The 13,325-nt window shown below is 63.6% G+C and carries 16 protein-coding genes, 1 tRNA gene and 1 pseudogene; 13 read left to right on the top strand and 5 right to left on the bottom strand.

Annotated elements, in window-relative coordinates; genetic code table 11:
* The first annotated feature begins 33 nt into the window (after positions 1–33).
* Genes ACFSQT_RS06070 through ACFSQT_RS06055 form a run of 4 tightly spaced genes read left to right on the top strand, consistent with a single transcriptional unit; the run spans position 34 to position 3,372 of the window.
* Positions 34–267, top strand: coding sequence for a hypothetical protein (locus ACFSQT_RS06070; RefSeq protein ID WP_379017490.1), 234 nt, complete (start codon positions 34–36; stop codon positions 265–267).
* Positions 267–767, top strand: coding sequence for a type II toxin-antitoxin system VapC family toxin (locus ACFSQT_RS06065; RefSeq protein ID WP_379017488.1), 501 nt, complete (start codon positions 267–269; stop codon positions 765–767). The genes ACFSQT_RS06070 and ACFSQT_RS06065 overlap by 1 nt, the downstream gene beginning before the upstream one ends.
* On the top strand, positions 764–2,392 hold the full coding sequence (locus ACFSQT_RS06060; RefSeq protein ID WP_379017487.1) for an ABC transporter ATP-binding protein: 1,629 nt from the start codon (positions 764–766) through the stop codon (positions 2,390–2,392). Before ACFSQT_RS06065 ends, ACFSQT_RS06060 begins: the two co-directional genes overlap by 4 nt.
* Before the next feature lie 38 nt (positions 2,393–2,430).
* Positions 2,431–3,372 carry a 2-hydroxyacid dehydrogenase gene (locus ACFSQT_RS06055; RefSeq protein ID WP_379017486.1) on the top strand — a complete coding sequence of 314 codons (942 nt, stop codon included), beginning with the start codon at positions 2,431–2,433 and terminating at the stop codon, positions 3,370–3,372.
* 62 nt (positions 3,373–3,434) lie between these two features.
* On the opposite strand, the gene ACFSQT_RS06050 is transcribed toward ACFSQT_RS06055, so the two are convergent.
* Positions 3,435–3,791 (bottom strand): hypothetical protein, encoded by a 357-nt coding sequence (locus ACFSQT_RS06050; protein WP_379017484.1) that lies wholly within the window; start codon positions 3,789–3,791, stop codon positions 3,435–3,437.
* 122 nt (positions 3,792–3,913) lie between these two features.
* Positions 3,914–4,828 (bottom strand): class I SAM-dependent DNA methyltransferase, encoded by a 915-nt coding sequence (locus ACFSQT_RS06045; protein ID WP_379017483.1) that lies wholly within the window; start codon positions 4,826–4,828, stop codon positions 3,914–3,916.
* 105 nt (positions 4,829–4,933) lie between these two features.
* Between ACFSQT_RS06045 and ACFSQT_RS06040 the strand changes: the two genes are divergently transcribed.
* Together ACFSQT_RS06040 and ACFSQT_RS06035 are read left to right on the top strand one after the other, a co-directional pair.
* Complete coding sequence (locus ACFSQT_RS06040; RefSeq protein ID WP_379017482.1) at positions 4,934–5,941, top strand: ligase-associated DNA damage response exonuclease; 1,008 nt, start codon at positions 4,934–4,936, stop codon at positions 5,939–5,941.
* A gap of 55 nt (positions 5,942–5,996) precedes the next feature.
* On the top strand, positions 5,997–7,598 hold the full coding sequence (locus ACFSQT_RS06035) for a cisplatin damage response ATP-dependent DNA ligase (protein WP_379017480.1): 1,602 nt from the start codon (positions 5,997–5,999) through the stop codon (positions 7,596–7,598).
* Positions 7,599–7,618: 20 nt separating this feature from the next.
* Here the strand turns inward: ACFSQT_RS06035 and ACFSQT_RS06030 are convergent, their stop codons facing one another.
* Complete coding sequence (locus tag ACFSQT_RS06030; protein WP_379017478.1) at positions 7,619–8,782, bottom strand: hypothetical protein; 1,164 nt, start codon at positions 8,780–8,782, stop codon at positions 7,619–7,621.
* A gap of 222 nt (positions 8,783–9,004) precedes the next feature.
* Here ACFSQT_RS06030 and ACFSQT_RS06025 point away from each other — a divergent pair.
* Both ACFSQT_RS06025 and ACFSQT_RS06020 read left to right on the top strand, forming a co-directional pair.
* Positions 9,005–9,080 (top strand) — tRNA-Thr (locus ACFSQT_RS06025).
* 423 nt (positions 9,081–9,503) lie between these two features.
* Complete coding sequence (locus ACFSQT_RS06020) at positions 9,504–9,692, top strand: YodC family protein (RefSeq protein ID WP_379017476.1); 189 nt, start codon at positions 9,504–9,506, stop codon at positions 9,690–9,692.
* 46 nt (positions 9,693–9,738) lie between these two features.
* Here ACFSQT_RS06020 and ACFSQT_RS06015 read toward each other — a convergent pair whose 3' ends face one another.
* Complete coding sequence (locus ACFSQT_RS06015; RefSeq protein ID WP_379017475.1) at positions 9,739–10,065, bottom strand: hypothetical protein; 327 nt, start codon at positions 10,063–10,065, stop codon at positions 9,739–9,741.
* On the opposite strand from ACFSQT_RS06015, the gene ACFSQT_RS06010 reads away from it, so the two are divergent.
* From ACFSQT_RS06010 to ACFSQT_RS05990, 5 genes are all read left to right on the top strand, one after another.
* Positions 10,064–10,318 (top strand): EF-hand domain-containing protein, encoded by a 255-nt coding sequence (locus tag ACFSQT_RS06010; RefSeq protein ID WP_379017473.1) that lies wholly within the window; start codon positions 10,064–10,066, stop codon positions 10,316–10,318. The genes ACFSQT_RS06015 and ACFSQT_RS06010 overlap by 2 nt on opposite strands.
* Positions 10,319–10,363: 45 nt before the next feature.
* Complete coding sequence (locus ACFSQT_RS06005; RefSeq protein ID WP_379017471.1) at positions 10,364–10,906, top strand: RNA polymerase sigma factor; 543 nt, start codon at positions 10,364–10,366, stop codon at positions 10,904–10,906.
* 59 nt (positions 10,907–10,965) lie between these two features.
* Positions 10,966–11,418 carry a hypothetical protein gene (locus ACFSQT_RS06000; protein ID WP_379017469.1) on the top strand — a complete coding sequence of 151 codons (453 nt, stop codon included), beginning with the start codon at positions 10,966–10,968 and terminating at the stop codon, positions 11,416–11,418.
* A gap of 2 nt (positions 11,419–11,420) precedes the next feature.
* Positions 11,421–11,867 (top strand): periplasmic heavy metal sensor, encoded by a 447-nt coding sequence (locus tag ACFSQT_RS05995; RefSeq protein WP_379017468.1) that lies wholly within the window; start codon positions 11,421–11,423, stop codon positions 11,865–11,867.
* A 110-nt stretch (positions 11,868–11,977) separates the two neighbouring features.
* Positions 11,978–12,265, top strand: a complete 288-nt coding sequence (locus tag ACFSQT_RS05990) for a GCG_CRPN prefix-to-repeats domain-containing protein (protein WP_379017466.1) — start codon at positions 11,978–11,980, stop codon at positions 12,263–12,265.
* 113 nt (positions 12,266–12,378) lie between these two features.
* Here the strand turns inward: ACFSQT_RS05990 and ACFSQT_RS05985 are convergent.
* Positions 12,379–13,134, bottom strand: a pseudogene (locus tag ACFSQT_RS05985) (DUF6537 domain-containing protein); the annotation flags it as partial.
* Between the last annotated feature and the right edge of the window lie 191 nt (positions 13,135–13,325).

The following is a 13,325-nucleotide window of genomic DNA, read 5'->3' as shown; positions in this document are numbered from 1 at the left end:
TCAGTGGCGGATCACAAGCGGAAGGACAGAGTTGTGAATAAGGTCATCCTTGAGCATTACCCTGCATCCAAGCTCCCGGATGAACTGCGAGAGGGTATAGCTTTGAGCGCCTCGGTTAAGGTGACGGTAGAAGAAGAAGCCAAACGGCCTCTCGGCCAAAAGCAATTGCTTGAACTTATGCGGAATGCGCAGGCCAACGCGGCGGGAACAAGTCTCGAAGAGGCTGTTGCGCGTGTTCGTGCCCTCCGCGATGAGTGGGAGGATTGATGGCCGCCTTCCGGCTTTATGTCGATACGAACATTTTCATCTACGCTTTCGAAAATAACGATGCTCTGGCAAAAAAACTGCTTCAGCTCATTTCACTGAACGAGGGCAGAAAGCAGCCTTTCCTCGCGACAAGCGAACTCGTGCTGGCAGAGTTGATGGTCGACCCTCTGAAAAAGAGCAACGAGCCGCTTGTTGAGCTCTATGACAATATCTCGATTGGCAACGCCTTTGTCTCGATCGGGACGGTAACTCGCGAGGTTCTCTGGCACGCGGCGCAGCTTCGCTCGCAATTCATTTCTCTCAGGCTGCCGGATGCTATTCACCTTTCGACGGCGATGCATTTCGGGTGCACGCAATTTCTGACTGCCGACACCAGATTGAAGGACGCCTATTCTGTCACGCCAAACCGGCTTGTCCCTCCCCAATTGACAGCACAAATTTCGATCATACGACCGGAGATTTCTGCCCTGGATAAAGTCATAGCGGAAATTGATACATGACTGCTTCTTTGCTCTCCGTTCGCGACCTCAGCGTCGCCTTTGCGCAAGGCGGACAGCAGTCGCTGGCGGTCGACAATGTCTCTTTCGACATCGCCAAGGGCGAGACGGTGGCGCTGGTCGGCGAATCCGGCTCCGGCAAATCGGTGTCGGCGCTGTCGGTGCTGAAGCTGCTGCCCTATCCCAGCGCCAGCCACCCATCGGGAAAGATCGTGTTCCAGGGCACCGACCTGCTGGCCATGAGCGAGAAGCAGTTGCGGCAGGTGCGCGGCAACAAGATCACCATGATCTTCCAGGAGCCGATGACCTCGCTCAATCCGCTGCACACGATCGAGCAGCAGATCGTCGAGATCCTGAAGCTGCATCAGGGCATGGCCGATCGCCCGGCCAAGGCGCGCACGCTGGCCCTGCTCAACGAGGTCGGCATCCGCGATCCGCAAAAGCGCCTCGACGCCTATCCGCACCAGCTGTCCGGCGGCCAACGCCAGCGCGTGATGATCGCCATGGCGCTGGCCAACGAACCCGAACTGCTGATCGCCGACGAGCCGACGACGGCGCTCGACGTCACCGTGCAAGCGCAGATCCTCGAACTGCTGGCCGGCTTGAAGAGCCGCAAGGGCATGTCGATGCTGTTCATCACCCACGATCTCGGCATCGTGCGCAAGATTGCCGACCGGGTCTGCGTGATGACCAAGGGCAAGATCGTCGAGACCGGACCGACCAGGGACATCTTTGCCAACCCGCAGCACGCCTACACGCGCCATCTGCTGGCCGCCGAGCCGAAGGGCAAGCCGCCGGCCGCCAACGCCGCGGCCAAGCCTGTCATGACCGGCAAGGACATCAAGGTGTGGTTTCCGATCAAGCAGGGCTTCTTCCGCCGCACCGTCGACAATGTGAAGGCGGTCGACGGCATCGATGTCACCGTACGCTCCGGCCAGACGCTCGGCGTGGTCGGCGAATCCGGCTCGGGCAAGACGACGCTCGGCCTGGCGCTGGCGCGCATGATCTCGTCGACCGGGACCATCCAGTTCAACGGACGCGACATCAACCAGCTGTCCTTCAACGCCATGCGGCCGCTCAGGCGCGAATTGCAGATCGTCTTCCAGGATCCGTTCGGCTCGCTCAGCCCGCGTATGTCGATCGCCGAGATCATCGAGGAAGGCCTGAAGATCCACGAGCCGAAGCTGTCGCCCGACCAGCGCGATGCGCGCGTCGCCGAGGTGCTGAAGGAAGTGGGACTGGATCCTGCGACCCGTAACCGCTACCCGCACGAGTTTTCCGGCGGCCAGCGCCAGCGTGTCGCCATTGCGCGCGCCATGGTGCTCAACCCGCGCTTCGTCATGCTGGACGAGCCGACATCGGCGCTCGACATGAGCGTGCAGGCGCAGGTCGTCGACCTTTTGCGCGGCCTGCAGGCCAAGCACGACCTCGCCTATCTGTTCATCAGCCACGACCTCAAGGTCATCCGGGCGCTGGCCAATGACGTCATCGTCATGCGCAATGGCAGGATCGTCGAAGCCGGTCCGTCCGAGCAGATTTTTGGAAATCCACAAACGGACTATACTCGGGCGCTGATCTCGGCCGCCTTCAAGATAGAGACGGCGCCGGTCGGCATCGTCAGCGAATAGCCTGGACAACGGGCACGCATAACAGGGAAACTCCACTGATGGAAAAAGGCCGCATTCTGCTTGCCGTCACCGGCTTTCATCCGCAGCGCTGGCGCGACCTTTTGTCGGCTGAGCGCGAGGTGGTGCTTGAACCGGACGGCGCCAGCGACCCTTCGATCACCTATGCGGTGGTGTGGAAGCATAAGCCGAACATTCTGGCGTCGCTGCCCAATCTGCGCGCCATCTTCTCGATCGGCGCCGGCGTCGACCATATCTTCGCCGACCCAGGCCTGCCCGACGTGCCGATCGTCAAGGTCGTCGCCGACAACCTCACCCAGTACATGACCGAATATGTCGTCTGGCGGGTGCTCGATCATCACCGCCAGGGCCTGCTCTACCGGTCGCAGCAGCCGAAGAAGATCTGGCACGAGCCGCAGCAACGGCCGGCCAGTGACATTTCGGTCGGCATCATGGGGCTCGGCCATCTCGGCCGCGCCGCGGCCTCGGTGCTGTTGTCGCTCGGCTTCGCCGTCAATGGCTGGTCGCGCAGCGAGCGGCCGATGAAAGGCGTCGCGACCTATTCCGGCGAGGCCGGATTGATCCCATTCCTCAAGGCGACCGATATCCTGGTGGTGCTATTGCCGCTGACGCCAGACACCCATGGCATCATCAATTACGGCGTGCTGAAGGAGCTGAGGAAACGCAACGGTCTCGGCGGCTCGGTGCTGATCAATGCCGGACGTGGCCGCCTGCAGAAGGACGCCGACATCGTGCGGGCGCTGGATGACGGCACGCTGAAGGAGGCGAGCCTCGATGTGTTCGAGGTCGAACCATTGCCGAAGACCAGTCCGCTGTGGGGACATCCAAAAGTGTTCGTGACGCCGCACTCCGCGGCGACCTCCGACCCCGTGCACCTGGCGCCGATCATGCTGCGCCAGATGGACGCTTTCGAGCGTGGCGAAAAGCTCGACAATCTGGTGGATCGCAAGGCGGGATATTAGAGCGGGCAGGCGTCCTTTGGACGCACACCGAACGTTTCATTTCGGGCCGGTGGGCGCCCCATCTAGCCAGGCAGCAGCTTCTTCTGCTGGTTCGGCTTGCCGCAGTCGCGGCGATCGATCGACCGGTTCATGGCATCGATCTCGCCGGTCGCCTTGTCGGCGTCGCGCTTGGCCTTGGAGCGCATATCAGGCGTGAATGGGCCGAAGCCCATCGCCGGATTGGAGAAGGTCGGCTTGGCCTTCGTCGACAAATTGTATTGCTGCGCCAGCCCGTTGCGCCGCGCCAGCAACTGGTCGCAGGGCACGCTGTCATACTGCAGGGAGGACTGGATGTCGGCATCCTGCCGCTCGGCCATGGAACTGCCTGCGCAGCCGGTGGCCACCAGGCATGATGCCAAGACAATCATGTTCCATCGCATCGACTATGCTCCTCCTGATATCCCGCCTCGATGCGACCAGATCGCAAATATCAGTCGCGCATGCAAATCAGACTTTTTCGCAGCATGGATATCCACAAGGACGATGAAAGAAGATTGCCGCCTCAACCTGCCGGCTTGCCTGCCACAACGACCAACCCGTTGACGGGCTCCCGGCGATCCTGCCGGATCACGGTTGTTTCCAGCAACAGGATCGAAAACCCGTTGGCAGCCAGGACCTCACGCACATAGTGTTCCGAATGCGCGTAGCGGCGCGATTGCTGTAGCACAAAATCGCCGTTGCCGGCCAATTTCTCGACGGAAAAGGCGAACAGGCCATTCCTGGCCAGCAAGTCGGCAACCGTCTTCACCACGCCGTCGAGCGCACCGACATAGATGAAGACATCGGCCATCGTCACCAGATCGGCTTTCGGGCCGGCATAGGAAAAACCCCGCAGATCGGCCTTGCCGAGGAAATCGTAGACGCCCTTGGCCCGCGCCTGCTTCAGCATCCTGGCCGAAATGTCATACCCCTCCAGCCGATCGGCGATCGGCCGCAGCCTTTGTCCCATCAGCCCGGTGCCGCAGCCGAGATCGAGCGCCAGCGGGAAACGGCCCGGCCTTGCCGTTCGAATGGCCTGGTCGAGCAACTCGGGCAGCCGGTACCCCAGCCTGTCGACCAGTGATTCATCGAAGCTCGCGGCGTAGTGGTCGAACAGCGTTTCGACGAAGGCGCTGGGCAGCGCGTCGGTCCGTGGCGCCTTGCCGATCAATTGCAGGTTCAGCGCGGCCCCTTGACGATCCGTCGGATCGAGTTGCAGCGACATCGTCCATGCCTGTGCAGCCAGATCCGGAGCACCGGCCGCCTGCTGCATTTCGCCGAGGCGGAACCAGCCCATCGCCCATTGCGGCGACAGCTCCAGCGCCCCGAGCAGCAATTGCGCCGCCGCCGCATGATCGCCATCCGCATGAAGCATCTCGGCATAATCGGCGCGGCGATCGGCGTTCAAGTCGCCGGACGAGGCCTGAAGCGGTTTCATGGCGATGGGTCCTGCCGGCGGATCGAGCCGGCGGTGCTGTATGCGGGAGTCAGCAGTCACTTACAACAGGCTTCCCGCAGCGGAATTATATCCTATCTTGGGATCATGCGCGCCGCAGACCTGCTTCATCCCCGGCCCGAGGGCCTTTACTGCCCGCCGGGCGATTTCTTCATAGACCCGGTGCGGCCGGTGAACCGGGCGCTGATCACGCATGGCCATTCCGACCATGCGCGTTCCGGCCATCGCTCGGTGCTGGCGACACGGCAGACGCTCGACATCATGGGCCTGCGCTATGGCGAGGATTTTGCCGGGGCCACGCAAGCCGCACGGTTCGGCGAGACGATCGCTCTCGACGGCGTCAGCGTCAGCTTCCATCCAGCCGGCCACGTGCTGGGCTCGGCGCAGATCGCCGTCGAGCACCAGGGCATGTGCATCGTCGCGTCCGGCGACTACAAGCGGCGCAAAGACGCAACCTGCGCGCCATTCGAACCTATCCAGTGCGATGTGTTCATCACCGAGGCAACTTTCGGCCTGCCGGTGTTTCGCCACCCACCCGACACGGAAGAGATCGCCCGCTTGCTGAAATCGGCGGCGCAGTTTCCCGAACGCTCGCATCTGGTCGGCGCCTATGCGCTCGGCAAAGCGCAGCGTGTGATGCGGCTGTTGCGCGACGCCGGCCACGACAGGCCGATCTACATCCATGGCGCGCTGGCCAGGCTCAGCGAATACTACCAGGGCCAGGGCATCGACCTTGGGACGCTCGAACCGGCAACGGTGGAGGGCGGCGGCCGAGATTTCGCGGGCGCCATCGTGGTCGGTCCGCCTTCGGCTTTCGCCGACCGCTGGGCGCGGCGCTTTCCCGATCCGATCTCGTGCTTTGCGTCGGGCTGGATGCGCATCCGCCAGCGTGCCAAGCAAGGCGGCGTCGAACTGCCGCTGATCATCTCGGACCACGCCGACTGGGACGAACTGACCGCCACCATCAAGGAAACCGGAGCCGAGGAAATCTGGGTGACGCATGGCCGCGAGGAAGCGCTGGTGCGCTGGTGCGAGCTCGAAGGCATCGCGGCGCGGCCGATGCATCTGGTCGGCTACGAGGACGAGGGCGATTGATGGCACCTGTGGCCGATGTACGCTGTGTTTGCCGGTTGGCAAGGTTCATCACGTCATGAACCGCTTCGCCGAACTTCTCGATCGCCTGGTGCTGACGCCGTCGCGCAACGGCAAGCTAACGCTGTTGGTCGACTACTTCCGCGGCGTCGAGGATCCCGACCGTGGCCTGGCATTGGCTGCCATCACCGGCGATCTCAACATAGCCGCGGTCAAGCCGGCGATGCTGCGCACCCTGGTCACCGAGCGCATGGACCCGGTGCTGTTCGGCTATTCCTACGACTATGTCGGCGATCTCGCCGAAACGGTGTCGCTGGTCTGGCCGCAATCGCCAGGCAACATCCCGAACCGCGAGCCGACGCTTGGCGAGGTCGTCGCCAGGCTGCAGGCGGCAAGCCGCTCCGACGGACCGAAGGTGCTGGCAGGGCTGCTCGACAGCGCCGGCATCTCGGCGCGCTTTGCCATCATCAAGCTGGTCACCGGCGGCCTGCGCATCGGCGTGTCGGCGCGCCTGGCCAAACAGGCGCTGGCGGATTTCGGCAAGGTCGACGTCACCGAGATCGAGGAGCTTTGGCATGGGCTGTCGCCACCATACACGGCGCTGTTCGCGTGGCTGGAAGGCAAGGCCGAAAAACCCAGGAATACAGCGATGGCGTTGTTCCGCCCGGTGATGCTGTCGAACCCGGTCGGCGACGGCGATCTCGAGAAGCTCGATCCCGCGGACTATGCGGCCGAATGGAAATGGGACGGCATCCGTGTCCAGGCTGTCGCCGAAGGCGGCATCCGCCGGCTCTATTCACGCACCGGCGACGATGTCTCCGGCGCCTTTCCGGACCTCACTGAGGCCATGCATTTTTCCGCGACGCTGGACGGCGAACTGCTCGTCGGCGATCCCCGGCAGGCCACCGGAACCTTCTCGGACCTGCAGCAAAGGCTGAACCGCAAGACGGTGACGCCGAAGATGCAGCAGCAGTATCCGGCCTTCATGCGCTGCTACGATGTGCTGCAGATCCGCGACGAGGATTTGCGCGCGCTGCCGTTTCGCGAGCGGCGCGGCCGTCTGGAAACCTTTGTCGGAACGCTCGACCCGAGCCGTTTCGATCTTTCGCCCTTCGTCGACTTCACGGACTGGCAGGCACTGGAGGCACTGCGCCGGGCGCCGCCGCATCCGATCATCGAGGGCGTGATGCTGAAGCGCTGGGATTCACCCTATGTCGCCGGGCGGCCGAAAGGCCCGTGGTTCAAATGGAAACGCGATCCGCACACGGTGGATGCCGTGCTGATGTATGCCCAACGCGGCCACGGCAAGCGCTCGAGCTTCTACTCGGACTATACGTTCGGCGTCTGGTCCGGCGGGGAAGGCGAGGAGGAACTGGTGCCGGTCGGCAAGGCCTATTTCGGCTTCACCGACGAAGAGCTGAAGCAGATCGACAAATATGTCCGCGACAACACGGTCGAGCGCTTCGGGCCGGTGCGCTCGGTGCGGGCCGATCGCGACAACGGCCTGGTGCTGGAAGTCGCCTTCGAAGGGCTCAATCGCTCAACCCGGCATAAATCCGGCGTCGCCATGCGCTTTCCCCGCATTTCACGGCTGCGCTGGGACAAACCCGCCAACGAGGCCGACCGCATCGAGACGCTGCAAGCGCTGCTCGACCGCTAAGTCACCTCGCACGGATGTGCTTACGGTTCGACCGAGACGCGGATCTCGTAAATGTCGGCGGCCTTGCCCTGCTTGTCGAAATCGGAATTGACGGCGATCGTGCCGGCCGATCCCGGGTGCTTGTCGGGAAACTGCACGTCGAACAGATATTCGTTCTGCTGCTGGCCGACCGCGTAGCGCTTGCGGCCGCAGTCGCCCAGTTCGCCGAAATTGCAGTCGACGGACATCTGCGTCTCCTTGTCCTCTTCGGAGCGGGCAATGATGTCGAACACGGCATGTTTGCCGGCGAGCTTCTCCAGCACGCCTTGCCCGACGTCGAAGCTGATCGCCGAACCAGAGGCGCCCGAACGGATGCGCAGGAACGACCCGGTATCGTCCTTCATCACCTCGGCCTTGGCATCCGATGGGGCGCTGACATGCGACGCGTCGGTCGGCGAAAACACGTTGATCCAGTCGCGCGACTGGTCCGCGGCACCGGGCTTTGCCGGTCCGGCGTCACCATCGGCGGGTGTGAAATCGTCGTCGTTGACGGTCGGCGGCGCTTCGGGCGGGGCGGTATCGAGTTGCGCCTGTGTCTTGAACACGCCGGTCTGCACGGCGAAAAACAGGCCGATGCCGACAGCGGCAAGCAGCGTCACGGTCAGGAAGATGGCGGTCAGCGGCAGCCGACGCCCCCTTATGCGCCGTTCATCGCGATCGGGCGCCACTTCCGTCGCGGCGCCGGCCAAGGCAGGAGCCGACATGTCGATGGCCGGCGCGTCGGGAAGGCCGGCGTCCGGCATGATGTCGGGAACAACCGGCAGCACGCGCGAGCGCGGCGCATCGGAGGCGGATGGCACCGGCGCGTCGACGGCGGGTGATGACGCCGATGAGCCAGTCTCGACCGCGGGAGGTGAGCCGGCTTCGACCGCGGGAGCGGAGCCCGCGCCAAGCTCGACCACCGGTGCATCGCCTTGCGGGCCGACATCCGCCACCGCCGGCAGGTACTCGGATTCGATTTCGGTGATTTTCGCCTGGATCGACTTGCGGCGCTTGATGGCGGTTTCCACGGTCACGTCCGGATTGGCCTTCAGCGCGCGGTCGAGCGCGGCAAAAGCCTGTCGATAGACCCTTTCGCGGAACGCGCGGTCCTCGGCGTTGCCTTTCTCGAAGGCGTTCCGGATCGCTTTTTCGATCGCGTCCAAGCGGGTCCCTCTGCACGTTTGCCCAACCTTGCCATGATCGTTAGCCGCAGGCGACCAATCAATCAACGGGCGAGCGGCGCATTCTGCCTTGTCGGGGTGTGCAAAGTCCATTCCGGCACTGTCAACGCGGCATGACATCCGCAGGAATTGCCAAGTCGCATCTTGAATTCGCGGCCGGTTGAGTCTATCACCCAGCCCATCTTGGAGGTCTTGGCCTCCCGGGCCGCTTTAGCTCAGTTGGTAGAGCACATCATTCGTAATGATGGGGTCAGGTGTTCGAGTCACCTAAGCGGCACCATATTTTCCAGTAAAATTAAGCAAGTTCAAATGGATAGCCTGAAGATCATTCGGCCATCCTCTAACGTACCACCCATCAAGAAGTTCTGAAGCCCGCCACAGTGAAGCAACGGACTTCGTCCTCTCGCAACCCTTTCGGCACCAACCGGCTGGCGTCCGGAGAAATTGGAGGGATGATTCCATCTTCGCAAGGTTGGAGGCCTCGCCTCGGGATCGAACCGAGGCTTCAGAGATTTGCCGTCTCCAGCGTAGCCGCTCCGCCACGAGGCCATCGCCGTTCAAGTAGCGGCCAAATATTTACGGAAGGGTTAAGGCCGGGGAGATCGATCGGCGCGCCACGGGCCGCCGTCCGGCGAAGCATATCGGCCATTGTCGGGACCCTGGTTTGGTGTGAAACTTGGAGCCTCAGCATGGGAGGTCGAAAATGCCCAACAGTTTCAAGACCGGAGACGTCGTCAGGCTGAAGTCCGGGGGCCCGAAGATGACCATAAGCGACGGCGCGGCCTCAGGCATATTTATGTGCCATTGGTTCAACCGCGAGGGTGACGTGTGGACCCCGCAACATGCCGGCTTCAAACCTGACCAGTTGGTCGCCGCTGACCAATCAGACTAGAGACGGATGATTTCAGGTCGAATCGACCTGAAATCTGAATCCACCTCTAACTTTCGGCATCATGCTCCGGCGGCTCGTCCAGCCGCGCGAATGGATCGACATTGGCGACCGACGGATTTCGTTCGTCGCGGCGTTTAACGGTTGAAGCGTGATGGCGGCAAGGCCGCCGGCAACGCGCCAACCCGGAGACGCCAAGCATGATCAGCCGTTCGACAATCGTCGTTGCCTTGGGTTTGCAGACCGCTGCGGCCCTCGCCCAGACAACGACACCGCCCCCAGCCCCGACACCGCCGACCGTCGCACCGACTGCCCCGGCGGCAAAATCCGACATCACGCTGGCCAAGTTCCAGAAGCGGCGGGAAAAGGCGATCATGGCGGCCGACACCGACGGCGACGGCAAGATCAGCCTGCTGGAATGGGAAGCTTTTCAGGCCAAACGCAACGTCAAGGGCGACCCCAGCAAATCCTTTGCACGTCTCGATTCCAACCATGACGGCTTCATCGACCGCGCCGAACTCGATGCGTTCTTCGCCAAGCGCTTTGCCAGGCTGGACAAGAATGCCGACGGCGTGCTCACGGGCGACGAACTGCCGGGCCTTAAAACCGCTCCCAAGCCGGAGCAATGACCAAGAGGCAATGACGCGCGATGAACATCGGGAGTGCGCCGGCTGATGAGCGCCGATCCGGACGAGGAGCTGGTTCGCCGTGTCGGCGCCGGCGATCCGGCAGCCGTGCAAACGCTCGTCGCGCGCAAGCTGCCGCGCATCCTGGCGCTTGCCGTGCGCATGCTCGGCGATGCGGCGGAGGCCGAGGATGTCGCGCAGGAAACCTTTGTGCGGATCTGGCGCCATGCCTCGAGCTGGCGGCGCGGCAATGCACGCTTCGACAGCTGGATCCACCGGGTGACGTTGAACTTGTGCTACGACCGGCTGCGCCGCAGGCGCGAATGGGTGACCGACGACGTGCCGGATGTGGTCGATCCCGCGGCGCTTCCCGATGCCCATCGCCAAGAGGACGCGCAACGGGTCGAACAGGCATTGCAAGGCATTGCGCCGCGCCAGCGCGAAGCGATCATTCTGGTCTACTACCAGGACATGTCCAACCTCGAGGCGGCAACGACCTTGGCGATCAGCGTCGATGCCCTGGAGAGCCTGCTTTCGCGCGGCCGGCGGTCGCTGCAGACGATCCTGGCCAGGGATGGCGCCAATGAGTGAGAACCGGGCAAGCCTGACCGCGCAACGGCCATCGCGCCTTGCACCGATGGGGGAGACACATGGCTGAAGGGTCCAGGAACGAACCGGCTATGGATGCCAAGCGCTTTGCGGCCTTGGCGGCGGCTTATGGCGGTGACTTGCGACGATGGCCGGCGGCCGAACGGATGGCAGGCACGATCTTTGCTCAACGCGAGGCAGGCCTGGCCATCCTGCGGCATGCCGGGACCCTTGACAGGCTGCTCGACAGCTATGGCGTCGAGACCCCCGGCAAAGCGCTGCATGGCGCCATCCTGCAGGCCGCCGGCCGGCACCTCGTCCAACGCCGGCGTCGCCGGTTCTGGTGGCTGGGACTGGGACTTGCCGGCATTGGTCTGGCCGGCGCTGTCGCTGGACTGGCCCTGGTGAGCATCGTCACGCCCGAGGTCCAGCCGGACCACTATGTGCTGGATGCCGATGCGACGGCGTTCGGCAATGCCAGCCCCGACCGCGACACGATCGAGGAAGACCTATGAACATGAGCCGCAACCTTGTCACCCTGTCGGTGGTGCTCAACGTCTTCCTCGCCGGAGCGCTTGCCGGCGGGGCCATCTGGATAAGAAGCGGAAAAGGCCAACCCTACTCGCTGGAGGCGGCCGGTGGCCGGCTTCCCGAGCAGGATCGCACGATGTTCCGCAAGGCGTTGCGCGACGTTCGCCGTGAATCCCAACAGGGCATTCTCGACGGCCAGCAGGCCAGGCGTGAAGCCGCAGACCTGCTGCAACAGCCGGTTCTGGACACGACGGCCCTGTCGGCGGCGCTGGAGCGAGCCCGCAATGCCGACGTCGCAGTCCGCACGCGGCTGGAGCAGCGCATCGTCGAGTTCGCGGCGGCGAGTTCTGCCGAGGGTCGCAGCGTGCTGGCGGAAGGGCTGACAAAACGCGCCGGGCCGCGGCTGTTTGCGGTGCCAAAAAAATCGCCGTGACGACCGACGGAAAGCGTCGACGCCGTCGTTTAACAGGAGAAGGGCAGGACCTGCCGGACCCGTGTGGTGCGAACAGGTCTTTCTTCATTGGAAACTTTTGGAGCATGGTCATGAATCATCTGACAAAATACGCGCTCACCGCCGTTCTTGCCGTGACAGGAACGGTTGCGGCGGCCGCGGCATCCTCGGCGATGCCAATGGCGCCGCTCGATCGAACAGCCGCGCCGGCGCTGGTCGAGCATGTCGCCTGGGGCTGTGGACCGGGCTGGCATCCCAATCCCTGGGGACGCTGCGTTCCGAACCGTGTGGTGGTCTACCCTCGTTACCACCATTGGCATGGCCCGGCCTTCTACGCCTGGCATCGGCACCATGTCTGGCATCGCCGGCATCACTGGTAGAATGCGCGGGGCCGGCGCCTCGGTGCCGGCCTCCAACCCAAGGTGTTGCAGACAACGGAATCGAGCACACCTTTCGCTCCGGGGCATAGGATGCACCCGCATGGAAGGTCTCGTTACAGACGCTCGTCCCCCAACGTCGCCACGGTCTTCAGCGCGCCGTCGAGCATATCGCCCTTCTCGTCCTTCAGCGCCGCCTCGCGCAGGCGGCGGATCCAGTCGGCGGCATCCGCGCGGCCCTTGACCAGATGGAGCGCCGACAGCACGCGGTCGAATTTCGACTGCGCCCGGACGTGGGTGTCGCTGTAGCCCTTGATCAGCCGGCGGCAATTGAGAATTTCGACGGCGAGCGCATAGTCCTCGGGCGCATGGGCGAGCGCCAGCGCGTACCAGCGATCGAGATGCGCGGTCTGGACCTGTGGCGCAGCAGGGCCGCGGCGCCAGCGGCGCAGGCCGCCGATGACAGAGTGCCGCGAAGCCGGCAAAGCTGTCCGTGCGGATGCGGCGGCCATGGTTGATGCGACGGTCGAGGAAAGCGCAAGCTTCGGGCGCGGCTCTCGATATAGCTGCCCAGCCCCGCCGCATCGTGCCGCAGAACTCCTCGATGCGCGATGAAAATATTCGTGACCTGCAGGATCGAGCCGTCCTTGACGCCGACTTCCTTGCGCACAGCGCCTGTCGCGCGTCGCGCGTGTTTCAGGTCGGCGACGCGGATCATGTCGTCATAGCACAGCGCGTTGGCGAGATGCTTGGCGGCGGCGATGGACAGCGCATAAGCATGTCGGCGCTGTCCAGCGCGACGAGCCAGGTCGAGCCGGTCAAGATAGTCGGCCGCCATAGGCGATGTCCTGATAGTCGACGACCTTTCGCACGCGCGCGAAGCGCCATGTGCGCGTCACAGGTCTCTGAGTCGATGCAACAGCGCCGACACAACGCCGGACGCAGTTGCTAGCATGCCAGCCCTCATCACGCTTCCGGACGCGCTGACTGGTCCCCGGCCGCATCGAGGACAGGCGATAGCGGCTTTAAGCTCTGCCGTGCTTCGTGCGCCGTCGCGGCCGTG

The sequence above is a fragment of the Mesorhizobium calcicola genome (genome assembly GCF_042682105.1).
GTDB lineage: Bacteria > Pseudomonadota > Alphaproteobacteria > Rhizobiales > Rhizobiaceae > Mesorhizobium > Mesorhizobium calcicola.
The sequence above is the reverse complement of the archived record's forward strand: the minus strand, read 5'-3'. Positions and strand labels throughout refer to the sequence as shown.

What these genes read in the sequence shown, in the direction of transcription:
- ACFSQT_RS06040 (WP_379017482.1), top strand. Translation starts at nt 4,934, where the DNA reads ATGCGCGCCGCAGACCTGCTTCATCCCCGGCCCGAGGGCCTTTACTGC.
- ACFSQT_RS06005 (WP_379017471.1), top strand. Translation starts at nt 10,364, where the DNA reads ATGAGCGCCGATCCGGACGAGGAGCTGGTTCGCCGTGTCGGCGCCGGC.
- ACFSQT_RS06060 (WP_379017487.1), top strand. Translation starts at nt 764, where the DNA reads ATGACTGCTTCTTTGCTCTCCGTTCGCGACCTCAGCGTCGCCTTTGCG.
- ACFSQT_RS06055 (WP_379017486.1), top strand. Translation starts at nt 2,431, where the DNA reads ATGGAAAAAGGCCGCATTCTGCTTGCCGTCACCGGCTTTCATCCGCAG.
- ACFSQT_RS06020 (WP_379017476.1), top strand. Translation starts at nt 9,504, where the DNA reads ATGCCCAACAGTTTCAAGACCGGAGACGTCGTCAGGCTGAAGTCCGGG.
- ACFSQT_RS06035 (WP_379017480.1), top strand. Translation starts at nt 5,997, where the DNA reads ATGAACCGCTTCGCCGAACTTCTCGATCGCCTGGTGCTGACGCCGTCG.
- ACFSQT_RS06045 (WP_379017483.1), bottom strand. Translation starts at nt 4,828, where the DNA reads ATGAAACCGCTTCAGGCCTCGTCCGGCGACTTGAACGCCGATCGCCGC.
- ACFSQT_RS06000 (WP_379017469.1), top strand. Translation starts at nt 10,966, where the DNA reads ATGGCTGAAGGGTCCAGGAACGAACCGGCTATGGATGCCAAGCGCTTT.
- ACFSQT_RS05990 (WP_379017466.1), top strand. Translation starts at nt 11,978, where the DNA reads ATGAATCATCTGACAAAATACGCGCTCACCGCCGTTCTTGCCGTGACA.
- ACFSQT_RS06010 (WP_379017473.1), top strand. Translation starts at nt 10,064, where the DNA reads ATGGCGGCCGACACCGACGGCGACGGCAAGATCAGCCTGCTGGAATGG.
- ACFSQT_RS06015 (WP_379017475.1), bottom strand. Translation starts at nt 10,065, where the DNA reads ATGATCGCCTTTTCCCGCCGCTTCTGGAACTTGGCCAGCGTGATGTCG.
- ACFSQT_RS06050 (WP_379017484.1), bottom strand. Translation starts at nt 3,791, where the DNA reads ATGCGATGGAACATGATTGTCTTGGCATCATGCCTGGTGGCCACCGGC.
- ACFSQT_RS06065 (WP_379017488.1), top strand. Translation starts at nt 267, where the DNA reads ATGGCCGCCTTCCGGCTTTATGTCGATACGAACATTTTCATCTACGCT.
- ACFSQT_RS05995 (WP_379017468.1), top strand. Translation starts at nt 11,421, where the DNA reads ATGAGCCGCAACCTTGTCACCCTGTCGGTGGTGCTCAACGTCTTCCTC.